Origin of the sequence: Phocaeicola vulgatus ATCC 8482 (genome assembly GCF_000012825.1) — a bacterium.
In the GTDB taxonomy this organism is placed as follows: Bacteria; Bacteroidota; Bacteroidia; order Bacteroidales; family Bacteroidaceae; genus Phocaeicola; species Phocaeicola vulgatus.
In genome coordinates this window covers 473,518-490,722 of sequence record NC_009614.1, presented here as the reverse complement: position 1 = coordinate 490,722, position 17,205 = coordinate 473,518, and the positions used below count along the sequence as shown (strand labels likewise).

Sequence of the window (17,205 nt, the reverse complement as noted above, 5' to 3'; positions counted from 1 at the left end):
GTTTATAGGGAACATCCATGGATGCGGATGAATGAAACAGTTGCATCCATGGTGTTCCGGTTTTTGGTTAGTTGATTCCTTTATTTTTCAATACCTTATTAATAAGGTCATCTTCCGCTATATGCGGCAGGGTGATGTGATAACCATCGGCATGGCTCTCGTTGAATTCCGCCGAAGTTTCCATGGCATGCGGGTTGCGTGCCCACGAGCGGCGTGCCACTCCTCCCATTACATCCCATAACATGGATGAGCGGAGAATACGGTCTACCCGTTCACTGCCGTCGCATACCATTCCGAATCCGCCATTGATAGCTTTACCTATACCTACACCGCCTCCATTGTGCAAAGCGACAAGGCTCATGCCCCGGGCACAATTTCCGGCAAAGCATTGCACAGCCATATCTGCCATTACATTGCTGCCGTCCTTGATATTGGAGGTTTCCCGGAAAGGAGAGTCGGTACCGCTTACATCGTGGTGGTCACGTCCCAACATGATAGGGCCTACCTCGCCCCGGCGTACCATTTCATTGAAACGCAGTGCTATATTCATACGTCCCAGTGCGTCTTGATACAGAATGCGTGCTTGGGTCCCTACCACCAGGTTATTCTTTTCGGCGTCGCGAATCCATATCCAGTTGTCCATATCCTGTCCGCGGCGATCTTTAGGGATACACTCCATAGCGGCATGGTCGGTCTTTATCAAATCTTCCTTTTTCCCGCTCAGGCATACCCAGCGGAAGGGGCCGTAACCATAATCGAAAAGTTGAGGCCCCATGATATCCTCTACATAAGACGGCCAGATGAATCCATCCTTCTCGTCTGTTCCATTGCGTGAGATTTCTTTCACTCCGGCGTCATAAATCGCTTTCATGAAAGAATTGCCATAATCGAAGAAATAAGTGCCCCGTGCCACCAGTTCCTTGATAACATGGAAATGGCGGCGCAAAGTTTCGTTCACCATTTCATCGAAAGTTTCTCTGTCTTCTTTCAGCATACGGGTACGTTCTTCGAAGGAAATGCCTGCAGGACAATAGCCGCCTTCGTAAACGGCATGGCAGGAAGTCTGGTCACTGAGAAGTTCGATGTGGATGTTGTGATGCAATGCATACTCCAACAGATTGACTACATTGCCATGGTAGGCTATGGAACAGGGGATTCGTCGGTCTATGGCATCGGCAGCCAGCCGGTAGGCTTCAGACAAATCGGATGTGATATGCTGTACCCACCCTTGGCGGTGGCGGGTTTCTATGCGTGAATAATCCACCTCGGCTATAATGGCCACTGCTCCGGCTATCTCGGCTGCTTTGGGTTGGGCTCCGCTCATTCCGCCCAATCCGGAGGATACGAAAAGATGGCCGTTCAGGTTGCCGTCCTGCGGCACTCCTAATTTCATGCGGCCGGCATTTAATAGGGTGTTGAACGTGCCGTGTACAATGCCTTGCGGACCGATGTACATCCAGCCTCCGGCGGTCATCTGTCCATAATTGGCTACTCCCATCTGTGCGGCTATTTCCCAGTCTTTCTGGTTGTCGAACATGCCTACCATCATGGAATTGGTGATAATAACACGGGGAGCTTCGGGATGTGATTTGAATAATCCCAACGGGTGGCCGCTTTCTACGACCAGGGTTTGTTCATTCGTCATAACCTCCAGATACTGCTTGATAAGCCGGTATTGCATCCAGTTTTGACAAACTTGTCCGGTTTCGCCGTAAGTCACCAGTTCGTAAGGATAGAGGGCGATATCAAATGAAAGGTTGTTGTCTATCATTACTTGAAACGCTTTTCCTTCGATACAGTTTCCTTTATATTCGTCAATGGGCTTTGCTTTCAAGTCACCTTCGGGCCGGAAGCGGTAACCGTAGATTTTACCCCGGGTGAGCAGTTCATCCATCAATTCGGGAGCAAGTTGCTCATGCAGTTCCACCGGAATGTATCGCAATGCATTCCTCAATGCCGTTTCCGTTTGGGCGGGTGTCAAGCGGTAGCCCCGGTCGGGAGCACGGCGGATGCCTTCCGTGAATGTAGGATAGGCAGGTAAATCAGTAGATAGAGTGATAGTCATAGTATGTAAGTGTTTTGTCACAAAGATAGCAAAACGATTGGAATACTATGGGTTTGGAGATATGTTTAGTGACATAAAGTTGTTTTTTATCTATAGACTTGATGTAAAGGTAAACGCACACGGATATAAAAAGCTTGCCATAATGACAAAGTAGGTTTCCTGTTCTTGTGTATAGTAAATAAAGGGGGCGGTAGAAATTTAGTGGAAGCTGGTTCTTATTTTCCCGTTTATATCTTTCTTTGGATTTTTTTAAGTAAGAACCTACCGGCGGAATAAATGAATGTCTATCATATCACAGCCTATTGCATAAGTTTTTTCTTTCTCCAGATTAAGCCTTTTTATACGGATGTATTCTATCTCCATAGCCTTTGGAGTTATCTCCATAAGCTTTGGAGTTAACTCCCAAGCCTTGGGAGATAACTCCAAAGGCTTGCGGAGATAAAACAAGCAGGAAGAAAAGCCTTAGCCATATAGTAGAAAACGATTGGTGATACGGAAAAAAGGCTTTATATCCGTGATGAAGTCTTAGGGTATCAGCAGCGAACTGTCTCCGTAACTCAGAAACCTGAAATCATGGCCCAGTGCATAATCATAAATCCTTCGCCAGTTTCCTTTCACAAAGGCGGAAACCAATAGCAGCAATGTACTTTGCGGCTGATGGAAATTGGTAACCATCTTCTTGACTATTTTGTATGTATATCCCGGCGCGATGATAATCTGAGTACTGCTATGCAACGCTTCCATTTCGTGTCGGTTCAGATAATCCAGAATCTGTTGCAGTGCTTCCACCGGAGTCAGGTCATTCTTATCTTCGTAGGGCATCCATTGCTGTACATGCAACTCGTCCTGAGTGGCATCGGGATTGTGGCTGATAAGGACGCCGATATAATAAAGACTTTCCAGGGTACGTACCGAAGTGGTTCCTACCGCAATGGCTTCTCCATGATGGGCAATTAATTTTTCAATGGTATGCTTGCTTACAGAAATGTATTCCGTATGCATCTCATGTCCTTCTATCTCTTCACTTTTCACGGGCTTGAAAGTTCCTGCACCTACGTGTAAAGTCAGTTCCTCCCGGTCAATTCCCCGTTCGTCCAGCGCTGCCAGTACTCTTTCCGTAAAATGAAGTCCTGCGGTGGGAGCGGCGACAGAACCTTTTATTTTGGAGTAAACCGTCTGATAAGTTTCCTTGTCGCTTTCTTGTGTCTCACGGTTCAGATAGGGAGGGATGGGCAGTTCACCTGCCACTTCCAGCAGGTCGGCAAAGGTAATTGTGTCATCATCCCATGAGAAATCAATCCAATGGCTGGTTCCCTTGCACTCTCCACGGGTGGCGGACAGGACTATTTGTTTGCCTTTTACATTTACTATGCGGCTCAACGTACCTTCTTTCCATTTTTTCAGATTACCTATCATGCATAACCAGCTGCATTGTCGTGTTTGCTGGAAGTTTAACACATAGTCATTGGGCTGGACAGGTTCCAGGCAGAATACTTCTATTAATGCTCCGGTTTCTTTACGGAAATGCAGACGGGCTTGAATCACTTTGGTATTATTGAATATCATCAGTTCTCCGGATTCCAGATAGTGTGGCAAAGACGTAAAGATGTCTTCGCTCACTTCGCCGTGGCGGTAAACTAGCAGTTTGGACTGGTCGCGCGTGGCAAGGGGGAATTTGGCGATCCGTTCATCGGGTAGCGGGTAGTTGAACTCACTTATTTTGATATGTTTGGTATCTTCCATCTGAATCTATTTCTTTTTCTGCGCAAAAGTACCGATATTTGCGCTAACTAAAAAAGAAAAGAGTATGAAAATAGGAGATAAAGTCCGTTTCCTTAGTGAGGTAGGGGGCGGTGTTGTGACCGGATTTCAAGGAAAAGATATGGTTTTGGTAGAAGATGCCGATGGCTTCGATATTCCGATGCCCATAAAGGAGTGTGTGGTGATTGACACGGATGATTATAATATGAAGCGTAAACCTGTTGCTCCGGCTCCTAAACAGGAGGTTGCCGGTGCAAAGGCAAAAGGAGCGTCAGTCAAGGTGCGTCCGGATGAAGAGGAGGATGAACGTCCTGTCACTTATCGCCCGGCTGAGCGAAAGGGAGGGGATATTCTGAATGTGATGCTGGCTTTTGTGCCACAGGATCTCAAAGCTATTTCTGCAACGGCATTTGATGCATATCTTATCAACGACAGCAATTTCACCTTATACTTTACTTATCTTACAGCCGAAGGTAGTAACTGGCGGGTGCGCAGCCATGGCATGGTGGAACCGAATACGAAGTTTTATATCGAGGAGTTCGAGAAAAGCGTTTTGAATGAATTGGAACGGGTGGCCGTGCAGCTTATCGCTTTTAAGGATAACAAGAGTTTTCTGTTCAAGCCTGCCGTGTCTGTGGAATTGCGCATAGATACAGTGAAGTTTTATAAATTGCATACTTTCCGTGAGAGTATTTTCTTTGAGGAGCCGTCACTTATTTACGATATAGTGAAAAATGATGTTCCGGTAAAACAGGTGTTTGTTTCGGCAGATGATATAAAAGATGCATTATTGCAAAGAAAAGTGCCGGAACCGCAGGTAGCGAAGCAGCCCCAGCAGAAAAAGGTGAAGAACGATATCATGGAGGTTGATCTCCATGCTCATGAGTTACTGGATACGACTGCCGGTATGAGCAACAGCGAGATATTGAATTATCAATTGGACGTTTTTCGTAAGACTTTGGAAGAATGCAAGAACAAGAAGGGACAGAAGATTGTCTTTATTCATGGTAAGGGGGATGGTGTGTTACGCAAAGCTATCCTGCAGGAGTTAAAATATAAATATAAAAACTATGAAAGTCAGGATGCTTCGTTCCGTGAATATGGTTTCGGGGCTACCATGGTGATTATTCATTAAGACTTTCTTATTCATATAAATTGTGATATGGCAACATTAAAAGAATTTTTGAAAGCGGATCGTTTTGCTACTTGTGCGGGAGTGGAACTTCTTGAGATAAAGCCGGGGTATGCCCGTGCGTGTATGGAGGTGACCGACCGGCATTTGAATGGTGGAGGAGTATGTCAAGGCGGCGCCTTGTTTACATTGGCCGATCTGGCTTTTGCAGCTGTAGCGAACAGCCGTAAGAAACTTACACTTTCTGTGAATGCCAATATTACTTTTCTCCGTCCTGCTAAGTTGGGTTACGTGTATGCTGAGGCTGTTGAAGTATTTAATCATCATCGTATTCCTTTTGTTGAAGTAAAGATAACAGACGGACAGGGGGAGCTGATAGCTGTATTTACTTCATCGGGGTATCGTAAAGAGTCTGATTTGCCGGTAGATGCGTTAGAATAATTTATAATAGATAAAAGCCTGTTGTTGAAAGAAGGCAACAGGCTTTTAAAATGATGGTTATCAGTGAAGACAAGGGGGCTTATCCTTCTTTGACTTTAGCCTTTCCTATTCTTCCCGGTTCTACGAATAAATATTTGTAGCCTGCGCGTATGCTTGCCAGATGCAGTTTTTCCAAACGCGCACGGCGGACAAGCAAAGCTGTCATTTCATGAATACGTCCGTTAGCATAACCTATCATTTCGTTCTCGGTCGTATCTTCAGAACCGTAAGTGCCTGCTCCTTGGACGATCATAAAAGGTGATTCGGTGCCTGCTTTATCCATCCCGACAGCAATAGCCACATAAATCCACATAGGACCATGAGCAACTACTTTACGTGCTGTGGCTGTGCGGCTTTCGCCTTTTGTCAGTGTCTTGTGGCAACAGCCTTCTATGGATTTGATTTTCTTTCCCAAATCATATACGGTTACTTTGTCATCGGCAGCATCCAAAGGTTGCTCGAACAAAATTGTGTCTTTTTTGTCCGGATAGCTGATGTGATAACATTCATATTCCGGTTGCATTCCTCTAGGTTCGTCATCGCCCACGGAACCTGCTACAAGTTTAACTTCAAGAAATGAGCCGTTCAGGGCGGTTTCGTATACCGCATCCGTTAAAGCGGCGTTACTGGTTAATTCTAATTCTTTCATAAGTCAAGGTTTTTAATAAGTTTCTCTCATAACAGTAGGTGGAAAGAAAAGTTCGAAATAGTGTGATAAGGAACAAAAACGGGTGTTAATAGATGAAATAAGGAGATTGGTCGATAACTCTTGTTCCAATGATGATAAAGCTTTAATTTTACTTTTGGAAAAAGAAAAAGTTTGAGAATCAAGATCGGGTAGTAGAAAGGTAGACGGATTATTAGTTTGTCTGGATAGAGGGATTGATATAGTTGTAGGAAGGATATGAAGAGGCAGTTTATAAATACGTTAATAATAAGTTTGTTAGTAAATAAGGTCGGCTGAGGCTTTGTTTATAAGGAAAACGCTCGTTGTGAAACGGGCGTTTTTGATTTTGCATCAGTATGTGTTTAAAAGTAAATCTTATACTATAAACGACGTTCTACTCCGTGAAGAATAGAACGTCGTTTTATAGAATGGAATGAAGTTTACAAACGATAGTCAGCTAAATCATCTGCTTTGAATTTACGGATGAAATTGAAATGCTTTTCTATTTCAGCTTCTGCATAGTTTACATATACATGGGCCGACTTGGCGAACAATTCAGGTGCTTTTGTCGCATCTTGGATAAGAAGATGTGACATGATACATACGGCAGCCATTTCATAAAGACGGCGTGCAACGAAATCAAGTAACTCTTGATTCTGGGCCTCTTTTACCGCATTGGTGCATGCGTCAAATTTGTTGGCCATTTCTTTCACGCGGTCCATTAGCGGTTGCATATCTTCACTGCAAGGAATAGCTTCATAATTACGCAAGGTTGCGATATAAGAACCGTTGGTTACATAACGGATAGCGGCTACAGTCTGCAACTGGGTCGTTCCTTCGTAAATGCTGGTGATGCGTGCATCGCGATAGATACGCTGGCAAGCATATTCCATCATGAAACCTGAACCACCGTGAATCTGGATACAATCGTATGCATTCTGGTTGGCATATTCAGAGTTCATACCCTTGGAAAGCGGAGTAAAACTGTCTGCTAGCTTGGCGTAGACTTTTTGTTCCTGACGTTCTTCAGGAGTCAGTTTGCGTTCGCGGGCAATATCATCCAATGCTTTGTAAATATCCACATAGCGTGAAGTCTGGTAAAGCAATGCACGGCCTGCATCCAGTTTGGCTTTCATGATAGACAGCATGTCATATACTGCCGGGAAATCGATGATGGCTTTTCCGAACTGCTTACGTTCTTTGGCGTATGCCAATCCTTCGTTGTAAGCAGCTTGTGACAAACCTACTGACTGGGCAGCGATACCCAGACGCGCACCATTCATCAATGCCATAACGTATTTTATCAAACCGAGCTTACGGTCACCGCAAAGTTCGGCTTTCGCGTTCTTGTAAACCAGTTCGCAGGTAGGAGAGCCGTGGATACCTAATTTATTTTCGATGCGGCGTACATCTACACCTCCTTCGTTTTTGTCATAGATGAACATAGACAAACCACGTCCGTCTTTGGTTCCTTCTTCGCTACGTGCCAATACCAGGTGAAGATTAGCGTCACCGTTAGTGATGAAACGTTTTACACCGTTCAGACGCCAGCAGTTGTTGGCTTCATCGAAAGTAGCTTTCAGCATTACCGACTGAAGGTCGGAACCGGCATCGGGTTCGGTCAAGTCCATAGACATGGTTTCACCTGCACAAATACGGGGAATGAAACGGCTGTGCTGGTCTTCGTTACCGAATTCATACAGCGTTTCAATACAGTCTTGCAAAGACCAGATGTTTCCGAAACCTGCATCGGCGGCGGCAACAATTTCCGCGCACATGGTGTAGGGGGTGATGGGGAAGTTCAAGCCACCGAAACGACGGGGCATGGTCATGCCGTTCAGTCCGGCTTTGACCATCGCATCCAGGTTTTGTTTGGTTCCTGAAGCATATTCCACACGTCCGTTTCCGCAGTGAGGACCTTCTTCGTCCACTCCTTCGGCATTGGGAGCGATGGTTTCACCTGTAATCTCACCTGTGATTTCCAGAATTTTATCGTAAGAGTCCATGGCATCGGCATAATCCTGCGGTGCATAGTCGAACTCGTCTTTATCTCTATAGTCGCGCTCTTTCAGTTGGCAGATGCGCTCCATCATCGGATTGTTCAAGTGATACTTGAGTTCCGGTATATCGGTATAAAAGTTTGCCATAATTTTTAGTAGTTAGAGTGGTTAATAGTAGCTAAGGGTAGTTAAGTAGTGGGTGGCGATACATTTTTCAACAAGGCTATGCAGTAGGCGTTTAGCAGGCGGCTGATTTCGGCCGCTTGTATGCCTAATTGTTCTTTGTCTTGCAATGTGATGTATCCTAAATCTTTCGACAGGATAATGAAATTGCGTGTTTCTTCCAACGAACCTTGTGAAATGTTATAGAAACGCAATTTGTCCTTTGAGCTGATTTTAGCATATCCTTCCGCTATATTTGCAGTGATAGAGGCTGCTGCACGGCGCATCTGGTTAACCAAGCAGAATAATTCCTCTTTGGGATATTGCTTGGTTATTTTGTAAATGGCCAATACATACGAATGTGCCTTTTGCCAAACAATCAGTTGTTCAAAGGATTGACTTTTCATTTTTTTCTACTTTGACTACTTATGACTACTACTGACTACTTTGAATTCTTTTTATAATACTTAATCAATTTCGGAACGACTTCTTCCACAGTGCCGTTAATTACATAATCGGCAATGGTGTTGATCGGAGCGTTCGGGTCACTGTTTACAGAGATGATGATACCTGCATCCTGCATACCTGCGATGTGTTGGATTTGTCCGGAGATACCGCAAGCAATATACAGTTTGGGACGGACGGTTACACCCGTCTGGCCAATCTGGCGGTCATGGTCTGCATAACCTGCATCGACAGCTGCACGGCTGGCACCTACTTCGGCGTGAAGTTCTTTGGCCAGTTCGAACAATTTGTCAAAACCTTCTTTAGATCCCATGCCATAGCCTCCGGCAATCACGATAGGTGCGCCTTTCAGGTTATGTTTGGCTTTTTCTACGTGACGGTCAATGACTTTGACTACATAGTCTGTTTCAGGAACAAACTTGGCAACGTCGTGGTTCACCACTTCACCCTTATAATTTTCATCCAGAATCTCTTTCTTCATCACTCCCTCACGAACGGTCGCCATCTGTGGGCGGTGCTCGGGGTTGACAATGGTTGCAACGATGTTACCACCGAAGGCGGGACGAATCTGATACAACAGATTTTCATAGGTGATGCCGTTCTTCTTGTCTTCGTGGGTACCGATTTCCAACTGGGTACAGTCGGCAGTCAGTCCGCTGGTCAATGCGGAAGATACACGCGGTCCCAGATCGCGGCCGATAACAGTAGCGCCCATCAGACAGATTTGTGGTTTTTCCTCTTTGAACAGATTCACCAAAATGGAAGTGTGGGGCAGTGAAGTGTAAGGGAACAGACCCGGAGCATCGAATACATGAAGTTTGTCTACTCCGTAGGGCAATACTTGTTTTTCAATTCCTGCAAGGCCGGTTCCGGCAGCGATTGCCTCAAGCTGGCAGCCTAACTGATTAGCTAATTTACGACCTTTGGTTAAAAGTTCGAGACTCACATCGGCCACTGTTGTGCCTTCAATCTCGCAATATACAAATACATTATTCATAATCGTTATCCTATTGTATGGTTAGCTAACAGTTCGACAATCAATCCTTCCACATCCTGGTCGCTTCCTGTCATGGTCTTGCTTTCTTTTGCCTGGAAGACGATGTTTTCAATCTTCTTCACTTTGGTGGGAGAGCCTGACAGACCGCACTGCTTGGTGTCGCCTTCTACATCGGCCACACTCCATTCAGTGATATTCAGGTAAGGGAATTTCTCATATAGTTCAGCGTAAGGCAGTTCAGAACCGTCTTTAGTGATGGCTGCTTTTTCCTGTGCGCCGAGAGCGCGTTTGTATTTCTGTAACAATTTGGCATTGCGCGGACGGCAGGGAGCTGCACTTCCGTTCACAGTCAGTACAATAGGCAGAGGACCTTCCACAGTTTCTACCCCTCCGTCAATGTGGCGTTTTACGGTGATGCGGCGGGCAGTTTCGTCCACGTTTAGAATTTCTTCGGTGTAAGTAATCTGGCTTAATCCCAGCTTTTCTGCTACCTGCGGACCTACCTGTGCGGTATCACCGTCGATAGCCTGACGGCCACCGATAATCAGGTCACATTCGCCTATTTTGCGGATAGCCGTAGCGATGGCGTATGAAGTGGCCAACGTGTCAGCACCGGCAAAAGCACGGTCGGTCAATAAATATCCATTGTCTGCTCCTCTGTATAAACCTTCACGAATGATTTCGGCAGCGCGTCCGGGACCCATGGTCAGGATAGTTACCGTAGAACCGGGATGTGTGTCTTTCAGTCTGAGTGCCTGTTCCAAGGCGTTCAGGTCTTCCGGATTGAAGATGGCCGGAAGTGCCGCACGGTTGATAGTACCGTCAGCGTTCATGGCATCTTTCCCCACATTGCGTGTGTCGGGAACTTGTTTTGCCAGTACTACAATTTTTAAACTCATATACTTTAATATATTTGGTATTAGTAATATTCTGGCGACAAATTTACTTAAACAATTTGAGCAACAAAAGGATATGAGGAGAAAATATGCACAAAAAGGTGAGGTGTGAGCATGAATCGAGGAGGATACAAATGTTTTTATGATAATTATATTGTAGAATAAAAGCGGAAATGTTTGTTTAAGTGGAAACTTTTTATATTCTTTGTAGAAAGTGATACTATGAAAACATTCACCTCCAAGTACAATCAAGCTAAATGGCCTTCGTGGACGGTCTGTTTCTGATGATAGGGACAGACGGTATCTTTTTCATTATACCTCTTTGAATCATCATAAGATATCCCTATTTCAAACTTTAAAAAATATATTATGAAAAGAACATTTAAAATGGCATTGATTGCCTCATTGGCAGTTGGTGGAAGTTATGTTTTGTATGGTTCTCAAAACAAAGAAGAATTGTCCGATTTAGCTTTGTCAAATGTGGAGGCCTTGACTTTAGGTACGAAGGATTGTATGTATCAACGTAATTCACGTTGTTATGAACTCGTTGTAGGTCCTCCGGGCGAACCTGTTATTATTGAAACAAGTGAGGAAGCGAATTGGGTAAATCGATATACCATTCCTGAGTAATTAGGCATTTATGTAATACGGGACAAAATAAATAGGTATTAGGCATTTGTTTTGTCCCGTTTGAAGAGTATTAAAATTATGATTAAAATAAAATTGTATTATTCGATTGTTACCATCCTTTTTTTAATTTCCTGTGTCAGTAACAAAGGAAATGACTTTTTATCTATTCCCGCCAAACCGATCTATGGCTCTTATTATGATAAAGAAATTATGTCCAATGAGTTGGTTGCATTCTCTTCTCTTGATTGTGGAATTCTTATGGTTCAACGTTGTAAACTTCCTGGTGAACCTATTTGTCAGATTCTAGAGGAACAGACAGGCGAAAGAGTGGGTAGCTTTGGAAGCAGGGGACAAGGGCCTGGAGAATTTATAGCCGCTGAATTTATTGGAAAAACAGAGGGGGACGATACTTTATATTTTGTTAATTTGCCTTCTACTGTCCTATTGTATGCACGGGAGGAAAAGGGTGCTGACTACCGTTATGTAGGAAGTGAAAAAATTAAAGTAAAAGATGGTTGTTTTACAACCCGTTTCTGTCGACTGTCCAATGGTTATAGTGTGGCGACGACTTTGTCTGGGGGTAAGGAGTTTTTCATTCTCTTTGATAGGGATTTTAAAGAAATAAAGCGTTTCGGTAATCATCCGGTGCGGGGAATGACTACTGAAGCAAATGATTTTATGCAGTTGCAGGGGGAGATGGTTTCATACAAAAACAGCTTTTATTTTGCATCTAGATTTTTTGGTTATCTTTGTCGGTATGATATATCGGATGAGGAAGATGTTACTTTGAAGTGGGAAAAAATGCTTGTTGAGCCTGTTTGCAATGTCTATGAAGCAAATCTTGCAAGAAAGAAGAATAACTTGGATGGATTTTATGGATTGACAGCCAATGATAAATATGTTTTTGTGACTTATAGTGGTGAGTTATGCTATAAAGCCTTTGAAAACTATTCAGCCTGTACACCTAAAACTTTGCTGGGTTTTTCCATCGATGGTGAACTGGTAGGCAAGTACGCATTGGAACACCAAAGCATGAGTGTGCTTCTTTCTCAATATACCCCTCAGTTGTACTTGTTAAATTGCGAATCGGAATGTAATGTTGAAATATTTGAGATGGATGATATCCTGAAAGCAAAATTATGAAAATCCTGCTTTATGTGTTGTTGGCTTTTGGGGTATTTTGTTTCTTCTCGTGTAAAAGGACAGAAAAGGAGCAGTTGACTTTTTTGATGAAAGAATGGACTCGAAAAGAAATTCTCTTTCATGATAGAGCTGTCTTTACCATATAAGGCAAAGACACATTAGATAAGTTTCCTTATGCTTCAACATATTATAAAATTGTAACTTATGTAGACTCATTAGGATGCCTTAGTTGCAAATTGCAATTATTGGAATGGATAAATTTTATAGCGGAGGTAGACTCTGTCACATCTAGGAATGTATCCTTTTATTTTTTCTTCCACCCTAGAAATAGGAAGGAACTAATAATGACATTACAGTCAGAAGATTTTATTTATCCTGTATGTATAGATCTGAAAGATACCTTTAATAAACTGAATAAGTTTCCACTGAATGATAAATTTAGGACATTCTTGCTTGACAATACTAATAAAGTGATATTAGTAGGAAATCCTATGCATCATCCTCGGATAAAAGAGATGTATATGGGACAGTTGCGTGATTGTAATAATAAGCCGGAGGTGGAGGGTGATGAATGAACCAGAGGGTAAAAGAAAAGAATAAATGGATAGACCGTTTAATAAACTTTGTATTTTATGGTTGTGTACTTGCTCTGATATGGTTGCTGTTACAAATCACGACCTTTTCTTCGTTCAGGATTCCTACTGCATCCATGCATCCTACTCTGATAAAAGGTGACTATGTAATAGTGAATAAATGGATAGCAGGCGGCAGGATATTTAATGTTTTTAATGCGGTAAAAAACAAGCATATATCAATAAAACGTATTCCGGGAATACGACGGATAAGAAAAAATGATATTCTCATTTTTAATTCACCAGTCGGGCAATATAAGAATCGAATACATTTTGATGTCATGCAATATTATGCCAAACGATGTGTGGGGCTTCCGGGTGACACTGTGGCAATTATCCTGCCTACATTATCTGCCTTAGTCGAGGATAGCCTTACGTTTTCTTTTGATCATAATTACTATGACCTGTTAGGATGGACTGCTGAAAAATTCGGTCCTCTTTATATACCTTGCAAAGGTGATCAAATCCCGATAAATAGTTTGACTGCTACCCAATATGGAAGTGTTATGGAATGGGAGACTAAACAGAAAATAGATTATAAAGATAGCGCATATTTTATAGGAAATCATCGTTTCACAAATTATCAGTTTAAGCATGATTATTATTTTATGCTGGGAGACAATATACACCATTCATTGGATTCACGACATTGGGGATTGGTGCCTGATGATTTCATTGTGGGTGTAGTACAATGGATTTGGTTTTCAAAAGATGAAGAGCAAAATTCAATTCGTTGGAATCGAATCGGTAGAGTAGATTGAAATAAGAGATGCGAAAGGTTATAGTTCTATGCTTGTTCGGATAAAAACGTATAAATGATGCGTTGTGATATATGTTGTATGAAAAGTTTTTGTTAATATTGTCATCATTATGAGTTTGTTTTTGTTGTATGATGAAATAATAACTGAAGAATTATGAAGAAAGTATTGTTTTTATTCGCCTTTTTGCTTCTGGGTATAGGAGCTATGGCACAAAAGGTAATTTATGATGAAACCAACCAGACCGGAGTGCGTACAGTGGTATGCGAGGGTATGAATCTGGGTGTTTCCAATAATATGGACGTATATGTGGCACTCGCTGGATTTCAGTATAAAAGTACCATACGTTATTCGCTGGCTGTTACTATCGGGTCGGGGCATGAGGTGGAAATTCCTAATGACAGTAAGTGTGTCCTGACGTTGGATAATGGAAAGGCATTAGAACTGCCTACGGTAGCAGGCGGCGCTTCTGTATTGCAGCATGTAGATGTGGAGATGAGTGATGTGTATCAAAGTTTCCGCCGTTTTGCCTATTATAATATAAAGGCTAAAGAATTGAAGAAAATCGGCAAAAACGGTATCGTACAAATGGATATACAGTTATCTCCCGGAAACTATTCCATTGCATTCAACCAGGATGTCTTGGGAAGTATGCTGACCGGTTCTATGTCATTAATAAATAATATGTTTGGGAAATAACTTCTCTTTTCATATTGTATGGTGCAGCCTTTTCTTCTCAGAAGGAGAGGCTGTCTTGTTTTTGAAAGTCAAAGGGTTAAACAAAACGTTGTTTCATGTGTTTTCCTAATGTTTTTTAATGTGATAAACTTATGAGGAAAATACGTAGATGGGGAGTATGGCTCCTTTTAATCATTCCTTTGGCACTGAATGCCCAGCAGCGGGCCGAAAAATTATTGAATGTACCCTTGCCGGAACATTGGCAAGAAGAGGATGCGATGTTTCAACAACTGCTTCCGGTGGATGACCATTGGTGGACTGTATTTCAGGATGCCACACTGGATTCATTGATTCATGTGGCTGTCAGGCAGAATCCGTCTGTCCTTACAGCCTTGAATCGTATAGATATGGCGAAAGCGAATCTGAGGATAGCCAGAGGAGGCTATTATCCGGCTTTGTCATTGGATGCCGGGTGGAACCGCCAACAGACTAGTGGCAATACCGGTACGGGACAGCCTCAATCCAGAGTAGGGTATTATGATGCAACGGTTAATATGAACTGGCAGGTGGATGTGTTCGGTTCCATCCGCCAACGGGTGAAAGCGCAGAAAGAAAATTTTGCGGCAAGTCGTGAAGAGTACAATGCGACGATGGTAAGTCTTTGTGCAGAAGTGGCGTCAGCCTATTTTAATTTGCGTGAGGCCCAACAGGAACTTAGTGTGTTACAGCGCAATGCTTTATCTCAAAAGGCGGTGGTGGATATAACTGAAGTGCGTTATAATACCGGACTGGCTTCCAAACTGGATGTGGCTCAGGCTAAATCGGTTTATTATAGTACATTGGCTTCTATTCCTGCTACAGAATCCGGTATTATTCAATATATGAATGCGTTGGCTGTATTGCTCGGGCTTTATCCTCAGGATGTGACGGCTGCACTGGAAACGGGAAAACCGTTACCCGATTATATAGAGCCGGTAGGGGTCGGTCTTCCCGGACAATTACTTTTACGACGTCCCGATGTACGGGTTGCCGAACGTCAAGTCAATGCACAAGCAGCCTTGTTGGGAGCTTCCAAGACCGATTGGCTTCCCTCATTTTTTCTGAACGGTTCCTTCGGCTATGCTTCACATGATATGAAAGATTTTACTAGACGTAGCAGTATGACATGGAGTATCGCTCCCTCTATGAGCTGGACGATTTTTAATGGTGGCCAGCGTGCGAATAATGTACGCTTGCAGCGTGCACAACTGGATGAAACAATCAATCAGTTCAATACTACGGTTCTTACAGCGGTGCAGGAGGTGGATAATGCCATGAGTAGTTATAAGAATTCCATCAAACAGATTGTAGCATGTCGTGAGATGTTGAATCAGGGGAAAGAGGCATTTAAACTTTCATTGGACTTATACAAACAGGGGCTGAGCCCTTTCCAAAATGTATTGGATGCACAGCGTTCGTTACTGTCATACGAGAATTCATTGGTGCAGGCACAGGGATATTCATTGCTTTGTCTGATCCAGATGTATCAGGCATTGGGAGGAGGCTGGTAGGCTGCGACGGAAAAGCTGTTGAACTATAGAAATAATAAAAACCTAACCCAAGATATGAAAAAAATAATGATAGCTTTCGCATGGACGGTATGTGTGTTGACCGCCTGCGATAAAAATAAACCTTCTCAGACAGAAATGCAGGCATTGCCTGTAGATGTTGCGAAACCTTTGGTGGAAAATGTGACGCTGACCAAAGATTATCCCGGTTATCTGGAAGCGGAATCTACTGTAGATTTGGTGGGACGAGTAAATGGAACTTTACAATCCAAGAATTTTGCACCTGGTTCCCGGGTACGTCAGGGACAGGTATTGTTCGTTATAGAACCGACACTTTATGAAAATTCAGTGAAACAAGCGGAAGCTGAATTAAAAACGGCTAAAGCCAATCTTGAATATGCTGTCAGTAGTTATCAACGTATGAAAGAAGCGATAAAAAGTGATGCGGTGAGCCGTATACAATATTTACAGGCGGAAAGTCATGTGGCGGCTTGTGAGGCTGCCGTAAGTAATGCTGAAGCAGCTTTGAAAACTGCGCGTACCAACTTGAGTTATTGCTATGTCAAGGCTCCTTGTGACGGAGTGGTTGATGTTTCGGCTTATTCTGTCGGGGCGTATATTGGTGGTGCTTTGCAACCGGTTAAATTGGCTACTGTTTATAAGGATAACCGTATGTATTCCTATTTTAATATTGCAGATAACCAATATCTGACATACGAGCTGGCCCAGGAGGCTGCCAGCAAGATTCCTGCGGAAACTCATTTTGTAACCTTGCGTTTGGGAACTGACGGGGCACAGTCATGGAAAGCGAAACTGGATTATCTTTCTCCCAATGTGACATTAACTACAGGTACTCTCCGTTTGCGTGCGGAATTGGATAACCCTGACGGGATGCTTCGTCCCGGATTATTTGTCAGTGTCACCTTACCATACGGTGAAGCGCGGAATGCAGTGTTGGTTAATGATGCTTCTATCGGAACAGACCAGTTGGGTAAATATTTGTATGTAGTGAATGACAGTGATATAGTGAATTATCGGCATATTGAAGTCGGGCAGTTGGCGGATCATAATATGCGTGTTGTAAAAAGTGGCTTGTCACCTTCCGAACGTTATGTCACCAAGGCATTGTTGAAAGTGCGTCAAGGCATGAAAATTAAACCGATAGAACAAACCAATAAACTTCAATAGCCTT

At 43.2% G+C, this 17,205-nt stretch carries 16 protein-coding genes; 9 read left to right on the top strand and 7 right to left on the bottom strand.

All coding sequences use genetic code 11. From position 1 onward, the window contains the following. Positions 1-67: 67 nt before the first annotated feature. Positions 68-2,065, bottom strand: a complete 1,998-nt coding sequence (locus BVU_RS01700; protein WP_005840651.1) for a urocanate hydratase — start codon at positions 2,063-2,065, stop codon at positions 68-70. A 525-nt stretch (positions 2,066-2,590) separates the two neighbouring features. Further along, entirely contained in the window at positions 2,591-3,808 is a 1,218-nt protein-coding gene (locus tag BVU_RS01690; RefSeq protein ID WP_005852968.1) for an S-adenosylmethionine:tRNA ribosyltransferase-isomerase, read from the bottom strand. Positions 3,809-3,872: 64 nt separating this feature from the next. On the opposite strand from BVU_RS01690, the gene BVU_RS01685 reads away from it, so the two are divergent. Continuing rightward, positions 3,873-4,961 carry a DUF2027 domain-containing protein gene (locus tag BVU_RS01685; RefSeq protein WP_011964711.1) on the top strand — a complete coding sequence of 363 codons (1,089 nt, stop codon included), beginning with the start codon at positions 3,873-3,875 and terminating at the stop codon, positions 4,959-4,961. A gap of 27 nt (positions 4,962-4,988) precedes the next feature. Then, positions 4,989-5,399 (top strand): PaaI family thioesterase, encoded by a 411-nt coding sequence (locus BVU_RS01680; protein ID WP_005840645.1) that lies wholly within the window; start codon positions 4,989-4,991, stop codon positions 5,397-5,399. A gap of 79 nt (positions 5,400-5,478) precedes the next feature. Here the strand turns inward: BVU_RS01680 and BVU_RS01675 are convergent, their stop codons facing one another. The 5 genes from BVU_RS01675 to BVU_RS01655 all read right to left on the bottom strand — a co-directional run bounded on the left by BVU_RS01675 (position 5,479) and on the right by BVU_RS01655 (position 10,628). Beyond that, the gene (locus BVU_RS01675; protein ID WP_005840643.1) at positions 5,479-6,087 is read right to left on the bottom strand and encodes a histidine decarboxylase, pyruvoyl type; all 609 of its coding nucleotides are present in this window, start codon (positions 6,085-6,087) and stop codon (positions 5,479-5,481) included. Between the two features lie 458 nt (positions 6,088-6,545). Next, a complete protein-coding gene (locus BVU_RS01670) occupies positions 6,546-8,252 on the bottom strand; it encodes an acyl-CoA dehydrogenase family protein (protein WP_005840641.1) in 1,707 nt (568 codons plus the stop codon). Positions 8,253-8,293: 41 nt separating this feature from the next. Beyond that, on the bottom strand, positions 8,294-8,674 hold the full coding sequence (locus BVU_RS01665) for a four helix bundle protein (protein WP_005840639.1): 381 nt from the start codon (positions 8,672-8,674) through the stop codon (positions 8,294-8,296). A gap of 35 nt (positions 8,675-8,709) precedes the next feature. Then, positions 8,710-9,729, bottom strand: a complete 1,020-nt coding sequence (locus BVU_RS01660; RefSeq protein ID WP_005840637.1) for an electron transfer flavoprotein subunit alpha/FixB family protein — start codon at positions 9,727-9,729, stop codon at positions 8,710-8,712. Positions 9,730-9,734: 5 nt separating this feature from the next. Beyond that, a complete protein-coding gene (locus BVU_RS01655) occupies positions 9,735-10,628 on the bottom strand; it encodes an electron transfer flavoprotein subunit beta/FixA family protein (protein ID WP_005840635.1) in 894 nt (297 codons plus the stop codon). A 366-nt stretch (positions 10,629-10,994) separates the two neighbouring features. Here BVU_RS01655 and BVU_RS01650 point away from each other — a divergent pair, with 366 nt between their 5' ends. From BVU_RS01650 to BVU_RS01620, 7 genes are all read left to right on the top strand, one after another. Then, positions 10,995-11,255: an NVEALA domain-containing protein gene (locus BVU_RS01650; protein WP_008670741.1), complete on the top strand. Its 261-nt coding sequence runs from the start codon at positions 10,995-10,997 to the stop codon at positions 11,253-11,255. A 78-nt stretch (positions 11,256-11,333) separates the two neighbouring features. After that, positions 11,334-12,398, top strand: coding sequence for a hypothetical protein (locus tag BVU_RS01645; RefSeq protein ID WP_005840631.1), 1,065 nt, complete (start codon positions 11,334-11,336; stop codon positions 12,396-12,398). 344 nt (positions 12,399-12,742) lie between these two features. After that, positions 12,743-12,973, top strand: a complete 231-nt coding sequence (locus tag BVU_RS22635; protein ID WP_011964710.1) for a hypothetical protein — start codon at positions 12,743-12,745, stop codon at positions 12,971-12,973. After that, positions 12,970-13,791, top strand: coding sequence for a signal peptidase I (lepB, locus tag BVU_RS01635; RefSeq protein ID WP_005845162.1), 822 nt, complete (start codon positions 12,970-12,972; stop codon positions 13,789-13,791). Before BVU_RS22635 ends, lepB begins: the two co-directional genes overlap by 4 nt. 153 nt (positions 13,792-13,944) lie before the next feature. Then, the gene (locus BVU_RS01630; protein ID WP_005845164.1) at positions 13,945-14,487 is read left to right on the top strand and encodes a hypothetical protein; all 543 of its coding nucleotides are present in this window, start codon (positions 13,945-13,947) and stop codon (positions 14,485-14,487) included. Between the two features lie 131 nt (positions 14,488-14,618). Beyond that, positions 14,619-16,016, top strand: a complete 1,398-nt coding sequence (locus BVU_RS01625) for a TolC family protein (RefSeq protein WP_011964708.1) — start codon at positions 14,619-14,621, stop codon at positions 16,014-16,016. A gap of 54 nt (positions 16,017-16,070) precedes the next feature. Continuing rightward, positions 16,071-17,201, top strand: coding sequence for an efflux RND transporter periplasmic adaptor subunit (locus tag BVU_RS01620; protein WP_005852982.1), 1,131 nt, complete (start codon positions 16,071-16,073; stop codon positions 17,199-17,201). Positions 17,202-17,205 lie beyond the last annotated feature (4 nt).

Bases quoted from the DNA above. Each gene is read 5' to 3' on its own strand.
- BVU_RS01700 (WP_005840651.1), bottom strand. From the start codon at position 2,065: ATGACTATCACTCTATCTACTGATTTACCTGCCTATCCTACATTCACG.
- BVU_RS01690 (WP_005852968.1), bottom strand. From the start codon at position 3,808: ATGGAAGATACCAAACATATCAAAATAAGTGAGTTCAACTACCCGCTA.
- BVU_RS01685 (WP_011964711.1), top strand. From the start codon at position 3,873: ATGAAAATAGGAGATAAAGTCCGTTTCCTTAGTGAGGTAGGGGGCGGT.
- BVU_RS01680 (WP_005840645.1), top strand. From the start codon at position 4,989: ATGGCAACATTAAAAGAATTTTTGAAAGCGGATCGTTTTGCTACTTGT.
- BVU_RS01675 (WP_005840643.1), bottom strand. From the start codon at position 6,087: ATGAAAGAATTAGAATTAACCAGTAACGCCGCTTTAACGGATGCGGTA.
- BVU_RS01670 (WP_005840641.1), bottom strand. From the start codon at position 8,252: ATGGCAAACTTTTATACCGATATACCGGAACTCAAGTATCACTTGAAC.
- BVU_RS01665 (WP_005840639.1), bottom strand. From the start codon at position 8,674: ATGAAAAGTCAATCCTTTGAACAACTGATTGTTTGGCAAAAGGCACAT.
- BVU_RS01660 (WP_005840637.1), bottom strand. From the start codon at position 9,729: ATGAATAATGTATTTGTATATTGCGAGATTGAAGGCACAACAGTGGCC.
- BVU_RS01655 (WP_005840635.1), bottom strand. From the start codon at position 10,628: ATGAGTTTAAAAATTGTAGTACTGGCAAAACAAGTTCCCGACACACGC.
- BVU_RS01650 (WP_008670741.1), top strand. From the start codon at position 10,995: ATGAAAAGAACATTTAAAATGGCATTGATTGCCTCATTGGCAGTTGGT.
- BVU_RS01645 (WP_005840631.1), top strand. From the start codon at position 11,334: ATGATTAAAATAAAATTGTATTATTCGATTGTTACCATCCTTTTTTTA.
- BVU_RS22635 (WP_011964710.1), top strand. From the start codon at position 12,743: ATGACATTACAGTCAGAAGATTTTATTTATCCTGTATGTATAGATCTG.
- lepB (WP_005845162.1), top strand. From the start codon at position 12,970: ATGAACCAGAGGGTAAAAGAAAAGAATAAATGGATAGACCGTTTAATA.
- BVU_RS01630 (WP_005845164.1), top strand. From the start codon at position 13,945: ATGAAGAAAGTATTGTTTTTATTCGCCTTTTTGCTTCTGGGTATAGGA.
- BVU_RS01625 (WP_011964708.1), top strand. From the start codon at position 14,619: ATGAGGAAAATACGTAGATGGGGAGTATGGCTCCTTTTAATCATTCCT.
- BVU_RS01620 (WP_005852982.1), top strand. From the start codon at position 16,071: ATGAAAAAAATAATGATAGCTTTCGCATGGACGGTATGTGTGTTGACC.